Below are 6,466 nucleotides of genomic sequence, written 5' to 3'. Positions count from 1 at the left end.
TGCGCGGCCTCGCCTCGCTGGCCGAGGCGCTGCTGACGCCGCACGGGATGGAGCGGTACCTGGAGCTCGTCGACCCGATGCTGGTCCGCCGCGAGCCGATCGGGCCGGCACGGCAGCCGCTTACCGTCGCTTTCAGCCGCCGGTGAAGCTCGGCGTGGTCCCGCACTTCGCGTTCTGGTTCAGGCAGGTCTTGACCAGTGCCGCCAGTTTGACGTGGTCCCAGCCGTTCATGAAGTCACCGTGCATCGACGACGCCATTCCCGAGGACAGCGCGAGGCCGTCGCCGCCCAGGATGTCGTAGTTGACCATGTACGACAGGTTCGGTATCGCGACCGGGTAGTTGCCCTGGCACTTGCCGGCGACCGGGTCACCCATGTGCGACTTGTGGTCGGGTGAGTCGATGTGCTTGCCGTCCCAGCAGTCCTTGAACGTGAGCTGGTAGATCAGGTTCCCGCCGGGGGCGCAGACCGGCCAGTTCCCGTCGGCGCTCCGCCCGACTTCGGCGCTGCCCGCGCACCAGAACTGGTTGCCCTGGCCCTTCTGGGTGGGTACCTGGAGCTTCGCGTCACCCTGCACCATCACCAGCCCGGGCGGGAACGGCCGGACGGCCGAGGGGTCGTTGAGCCGGGAACCGTAGTAGACGCGCATGCTCTTGAACGGAACGGCCACACCGTTCCGCTGCAGCTGCGGTACCCAGTAAGCGGCGTTGTCGCCAGGGGAATTGCACGTAGTCGATCCGGCGGCCAGAAGGGTTTCCGTTGTCATGAACGCGTCGTTCCTCGGCCCGAAGAACGTGTGCATGTGGGAGGCGCCGGGCAGGCGGGGAAAGACGATCGCATCGTCCTTGGCTTCGTTCGCGATCGTGCAGTCGGTGTGGAATTCGGGGACCCTCGTCGTGCCGGCCGGCACCGGTGGCGGCACGATGCCTTGGTAGTCGGCCAGTTCGCGCTGGTACCGGGCCTGGTCGACGTCCACCCAGCCGGCATCCGCCGCGATAGAGCTGCTCGAAGCGGAGCCCGTTTCGCTCGCGCCGGCCACGAAGGCGGTACTCCCGGCCAGTGCAAGAGCGAGGGTGGCGGTAAGAACGGCCCGGGTCCGGAACCGGGACTGTCGAGGTCGGCAACCGGTCGCCGGATTCGATTTACTTCGCATATTGATCTCCTTACTTTGCATTCAAAACTTTGAATAGGCGCGACGAAGGTCCGAAACAAAGCAAAGTTGTCGAGGGAGTGCACGATCGCGGTGATGCCGCGATTGCCTGGGCGCGCCGTTCGATTTCGCGCGAAGACTGCAGCCTATTGTCGAGGAGCCGGCTGCCGCTCGCGTCGGCGAACACGGTCGACCGCGGCGCGGAATCGGTGGTGGCGCACCGCTGTCCGCGATGGGCGCAGGAGTACCGCGGCAATGACTCGATTCCGTGGACACGGGGCACCACTCGGCCGGAGCGGACGGCGGATGCGCCCCGCGGCTGCGGTCGATGGTGCTGCGGTGCGTCGTGGTCGGGAGAACGTCATTGATCTCATCGAGCCCACCTGGTCAGTCGTGATCCATCGTGTCGCGCACTGCGCACGTCACGATGCCGAGGTTCCAGGTGGCGGCCGCGGAACCGGTTCCATCGAGGTAACTGAAAGTAAACCGCCCCGATTGGGTGACGTCAAGACGCTGGACGGCAATTTTCCCACCAACCCGTCGCGCCGCGCGGCCGACCGCCGAAGCCGCCCGCGGCGTGGGTGCGGGCGACGTCGCGCGAGCCGGTCCACGACCAGTTGTCACCCCGGTCGGCCGGTGTCGTACTGGTCATCGCCGGTCGTGTGTACTGGGGGTATGCCGGATCATGAGGTGGCGGGTGTGCGGGTGTCGCCGCGTGAAGTCGAAGTGTTGACGGCGTTGGGCGAGTACCTGACCAACCCGGAGATCGCGGCCCGGCTGTTCATCTCGATCCGGACGGTCGAGAGCCACGTCTCCTCGTTGCTGCGCAAGCTCGGCGTGAGCGACCGGCGTGCCCTGGCCGCGATGGCGCGGGACCTCGCGGCCACCTGCGGGCCGGTGCTGCCGCAGGCATTGACGCCCCTGGTGGGCCGGCTCACCGAGCGGCAGGCACTGGCCCGGGCCCTGGAGGGCAACCGGCTGGTGACGGCGGTGGGCCCGGGCGGGGTCGGCAAGACCCGGCTGGCGCTGGCGGTGGCTGCGGACGTGGTGTCGCAAGACGGTGTGCGTTACGTCGACCTGGTACCGGTCTCGGGCGAGGCGATGGTGCCGCAAGCGGTGGCCGCCGGGCTGGGGGTCGCCGAGGAGAATCTCGTGACGTGGGCTGGGAACCGGCGGCTCTTGCTCGTCTTGGACAACTGCGAGCACGTCGTGGACGGCGTGGTGGTGCTGGTCGAGCAGTTGCTGCGGCACAGCGTGGACATCACGGTGCTGGCGACCAGCCGGGTCCGGCTGTCGGTCCCGTTCGAGCGGGTCTTCCCCGTGTCCGGCCTGGCCCCGGCGGAAGCAGCGCAGTTGTTCGTGACACGGGCGGAGACCGCGGGTGCCACCCAGGTCGCGGGCGAGGCGGTCGGCCGGATCTGCGAGGCGTTGAACGGCGTGCCGCTCGCCATCGAGCTGGCGGCGGCGCGGGTGGCCGCGGTCGGCCTGGACGGAGTCTCCGAAGGGCTGGCCGACCAGCTCAGCTTGCTGACCGGGGCCCGGCGGGCCGACGACCGGCACCGATCGCTGCGGTCCGCACTGGACTGGAGTTACCAGCTGCTCGACGAGCAAGCCCGAACGGTGCTGCGGCGGGTCTCGGTCTTCGCGACCGGCTTCGGGCTCGCCGCGGCTGCGGCCGTCACCGCCGAGCCCACCGCCGACGTGCTCGCCGGCCTGGCGACCCTGGCCGATCACAACCTGCTCAAGACCGTCCCGTCCCCGGACGGGACCAGGTACACGGCGTTGGAGTCGGTCCGCCAGTACGGCGTCGAGCTCCTCGCGGCCGAGGAGCCGGAGGTCCGCGATCGGCACCTGCGCTGGTTCCTGTCCGAAGGCACCACCCTGTTGGCGGCCGACCACGAAGACACCGGGTGGCGCGCGGGTTTCGACCGCATCGCCGACGAGCTGCGCTGGGCTCTGGCCCGGACGTCCTCCGGCGAGGCGGCGACGCTGCTGGCCGCCTTGTGCCACCGGCGGGGTCTGCTGGCGGAAGCACAGCTGCGGTCCGAGCAGGCGGCCGACCTGGCCGCCACCCCGCTCGCCCGCTTCGACGCGCTGCGCCTCGCCGCCGGATCCGCCGAAGCTCGGCATGCCGGCGACGACGCCCTGCGGCTGCGGCGCGCCGCCGGGGAGGCCGCCCTGCTCGCCGGCCGGCCCGAACCGGCGGCCCGCGAGCTGGCCCGGGTGGTCGAGCTTCTGCACCGGTCGGCCGGCATCATCGCTGCACCCGCTGACCCGGACGCGGTGCGCACCACCTTGGCCGATGCCCGGCGGTACGCGGGCGAAGACCCCGTCGCGCTGGCCAGGATCGCCACGGCCGAGGCGTTCTCAGGGTCCGTCCACGACCCTTTGACCGTCGCGGCCACCGGCCACGCCGTACAGCTGGCCGAACGCAGCGGTGATCCGCTGGTCGTGAGCGCCGCGCTGGACCAGCTGACCGTGATCCACCTCGGTCAGGGGGACACCCGAGCCGCTCTGACCGCTGCTCGGCGGCGTACCGAACTGCTCGGCAGGCTGCCTCTGGACGCCGAGCTGGGCTACGAAATCAACGACGCGTACGGCATGGCGACCTACGCCGCGATCGCTGCCCGGGACCTGGCCGTCGCCCGGGACACGGCCCGGCGCTGCCGGGACCTGCCGCAGAACCGTGAGTCCGGGCACCTGGCCACCTACCGGTTGATCATCGTCGCGACGCTGAGCGGCGAGTGGGACGAGGCCCGAGCCTACGGAGTGGTGTTCCTCGACGCGTGGCAGGAGGCCGGACGGCCCCGGCTGAGCACGCTGCGCCGCGCCGCGAAGGCCCTGGCCACGGTGTACGCGATCGAGGGGGCCACCGAGGAGGAGAAACGGTGGTCCGGGATCGTCGACGACCTCGCGCCCGCCGGCCGCGTGCCGAACGACCCACGGGCCATGGCGTTCTTCGACGCCTGGGTGCTGCTGCGCCGGAATGACCACGCTGCTGCGGCGGCGTTGCTGCGGCCGGACGAGTTCACCGGCTGGGTCGACGGCATCTGGCGATCCTGGCACGGCTCTCTCCGCGAAGCCGCCGTCCGGGCCACGGAGTGGAATCCGTGGTCTGTTCCGTGAGTTCCACGGATGTCCGCGCACGGCTCCGCCGACAGACTGGTGACCAGCCGAAACCGGAAGGAACACCGAGATGCGCACCATCGTTGCCAGCCTGTTCACCTCCCTCGACGGGGTCACCGACGAGCCCGGCCAGTGGCACTTCCCGTACTGGAGCGACGAGATGGCCAAGGACGTGGACGCCACCATGTCCGGCGCCGACACCATGCTCCTGGGCCGCAAGACCTACGAGGGCTTCGCCGCCTCCTGGCCCGGCCGCACTGACGAGGGCGCCGAGTTCATGAACAACATCACCAAGTACGTGGTCTCCACCACCCTGGCCAAGGCGGACTGGAACAACACCACCGTCATCACCCGCGACCAGGTCGCCGACCTGAAAGCCCAGGACGGCGGCACCATCATGATCTCGGGCAGCGTCAGCCTCGTCCGCTCGCTGCTGCTGGCAGACCAGCTCGACGAACTGCACCTGCTCGTACACCCGATCGTGCTCGGCAAGGGCGCCCGGCTGTTCGACGACATCGGCACCGAACTACCCCTGACCCTCACCGAGTCCAGGACGTTCGGCACCGGTGTGCTGGCCCTGACCTACACCCGCTGATCGAGCGTTGGGCCCGTGCGGGGACCGGGAGTAGAGAGCGGTGGAGAGCACCGGGTCAGCCCGAGTGGCCGGGACCATCACGGTGGTGGCCTCGAGGGCGCGCTGCAAGACGTGTTCGGCGCGGGAGGGAGACCCGCGCGTCGCGGCGATCGCCTGGCCGGTCGGTGCCTGACTCAGGCGCCTCGGGAGCGTCCACAGGGGACAACCAGGTTCAGCTCGGCAGGCGCACGGCGATCTCGTCACCCAGGGTGGCACCGCCGGTCAGGTCGAGGTGGTCGCCGCTCCAGAAGCGGCCCGGGTCGTACCAGTTCGGCCGGCGGCCCGGGGGCAGCAGGCCCATGGCTTCGTAGGTCAGCGCGACGATCTCGGCGCAGTAACCGGACTCGAGGCCGGTGTCCCGCTTCCGCGACTTCGACGGCAGCCGTCCGCCGAGCCAGCGGGACGCGAGGCGTGCGGTGGAGGGGAACGGTGTGCCGTCGAGCCGTGCGACCGTGCGCAGGGCGGCGTCCTCCATCTCCGCGGTGACCGGGTGGTCGAGCTGGCGCAGCCAGGCCCGCTGGTGGTACCGCTCGGCCCAGACGAGCACGGCTTGGCGCAGGTCGTGCAGCTGGGCGCCGCGGTGGTGGGTACCCGACCAGACGTCCGGCAGCGAGCGGCCGAGCTCGGCGTGCCACATCAGGGGTGGCAGGTCTTCGATCACCACGGCCATGCCGACGTGGTTGACGGGGCTGTTCGTGACGACGCGGATCGTGCGGTCGGCGGTGGACCGGCCCCGGAACAGCCACAGGTCGCCCGTGCGCGTCACGGCCACGGCTTCGTCGAGATCGAGCTCGGTCCCCGGCACGGCAGTAGCCTAGGCCCATGCGCTGGTGGAAGACACTGGGACTGGCCGGGCTCGTCGGGGTCGCCGCGACCGGGGTGGTGATCGCGCGCCGGGAACGACAGCGGCGGGCCTACACCCCGGACGAGATCCGGGAACGCCTGCACGCCCGCCTCGCGGCCTCACCACCGGAGCGTGAAACGAGCTGACCCCGCTACGCGTCGGCTGGTTCCGCCTGGACGGGAGTCCGGCCGCCTTCGACCTCCACAGTGTCCTCGCCGAGCGCGGCGAGCAGCGTGTCGACGGTATCGGCGTTGTCCCGGCGCGCGGCGGTCAGCAACGCGTGGTGCGCGAAGTCCGGATCCGCGCCCGGCGGAATCACCAGCAGGGTCAGCCGACGGCGCGCGCCGATCCCGATCACGGTCAGGGTGGCGGGGTGCTGCGACCGGAATCCCTCGAGCCGGACGTCACTCCGCTCGTCCCCGGACCGCAGCCGGCGTGCGGCGGGCGGCCAGGCCGCGAGGTGGTAGGTGACCCGTTCGACCCGGCCCAGCCGGGCAGTCAGCGCCGGAAGCAGCGACGGCAGTTCGGCGGTCAGGTCCGGGGAATGGGGCCACCAGGCGCCGTCGACCCAGCCGGTGGTCGGTGCTTCCGGCTTGAGCCGCAGCCGCGGCGCGTGCTCGTGGAGTTCTCCGGCGGCCTGGGCGACGCGCATGGCGTGGGTGGTGTGCGGGACCGACTTCATGCCGGTGCTCCCGTCCCCGGCCGGAGGGCAC

6 protein-coding genes are annotated in these 6,466 nt (G+C 70.8%); 3 read left to right on the top strand and 3 right to left on the bottom strand.

Translation table 11 applies throughout. The features are described 5' to 3' along the window. Nucleotides 1-132 precede the first annotated feature (132 nt). Entirely contained in the window at nt 133-975 is an 843-nt protein-coding gene (locus tag ABZX11_RS12825) for a DUF1996 domain-containing protein (protein WP_354912728.1), read from the bottom strand. An 849-nt stretch (nt 976-1,824) separates the two neighbouring features. Between ABZX11_RS12825 and ABZX11_RS12820 the strand changes: the two genes are divergently transcribed. After that, nucleotides 1,825-4,275, top strand: coding sequence for a LuxR C-terminal-related transcriptional regulator (locus tag ABZX11_RS12820; protein WP_354912726.1), 2,451 nt, complete (start codon nt 1,825-1,827; stop codon nt 4,273-4,275). Nucleotides 4,276-4,345: 70 nt separating this feature from the next. Beyond that, on the top strand, nt 4,346-4,870 hold the full coding sequence (locus ABZX11_RS12815) for a dihydrofolate reductase family protein (protein WP_354912724.1): 525 nt from the start codon (nt 4,346-4,348) through the stop codon (nt 4,868-4,870). 211 nt (nt 4,871-5,081) lie between these two features. Here ABZX11_RS12815 and ABZX11_RS12810 read toward each other — a convergent pair whose 3' ends face one another. After that, a complete protein-coding gene (locus ABZX11_RS12810; RefSeq protein WP_354912722.1) occupies nt 5,082-5,714 on the bottom strand; it encodes a hypothetical protein in 633 nt (210 codons plus the stop codon). A gap of 17 nt (nt 5,715-5,731) precedes the next feature. Between ABZX11_RS12810 and ABZX11_RS12805 the strand changes: the two genes are divergently transcribed. Beyond that, nucleotides 5,732-5,899, top strand: a complete 168-nt coding sequence (locus tag ABZX11_RS12805) for a hypothetical protein (protein ID WP_354912720.1) — start codon at nt 5,732-5,734, stop codon at nt 5,897-5,899. 5 nt (nt 5,900-5,904) lie between these two features. Here the strand turns inward: ABZX11_RS12805 and ABZX11_RS12800 are convergent, their stop codons facing one another. Further along, a complete protein-coding gene (locus ABZX11_RS12800) occupies nt 5,905-6,435 on the bottom strand; it encodes a DUF5994 family protein (protein WP_354912718.1) in 531 nt (176 codons plus the stop codon). Nucleotides 6,436-6,466 lie beyond the last annotated feature (31 nt).

It is taken from the genome of Amycolatopsis sp. NPDC004169, from assembly GCF_040610315.1.
GTDB lineage: Bacteria > Actinomycetota > Actinomycetes > Mycobacteriales > Pseudonocardiaceae > Amycolatopsis.
The sequence above is the reverse complement of the archived record's forward strand: the minus strand, read 5'-3'. Positions and strand labels throughout refer to the sequence as shown.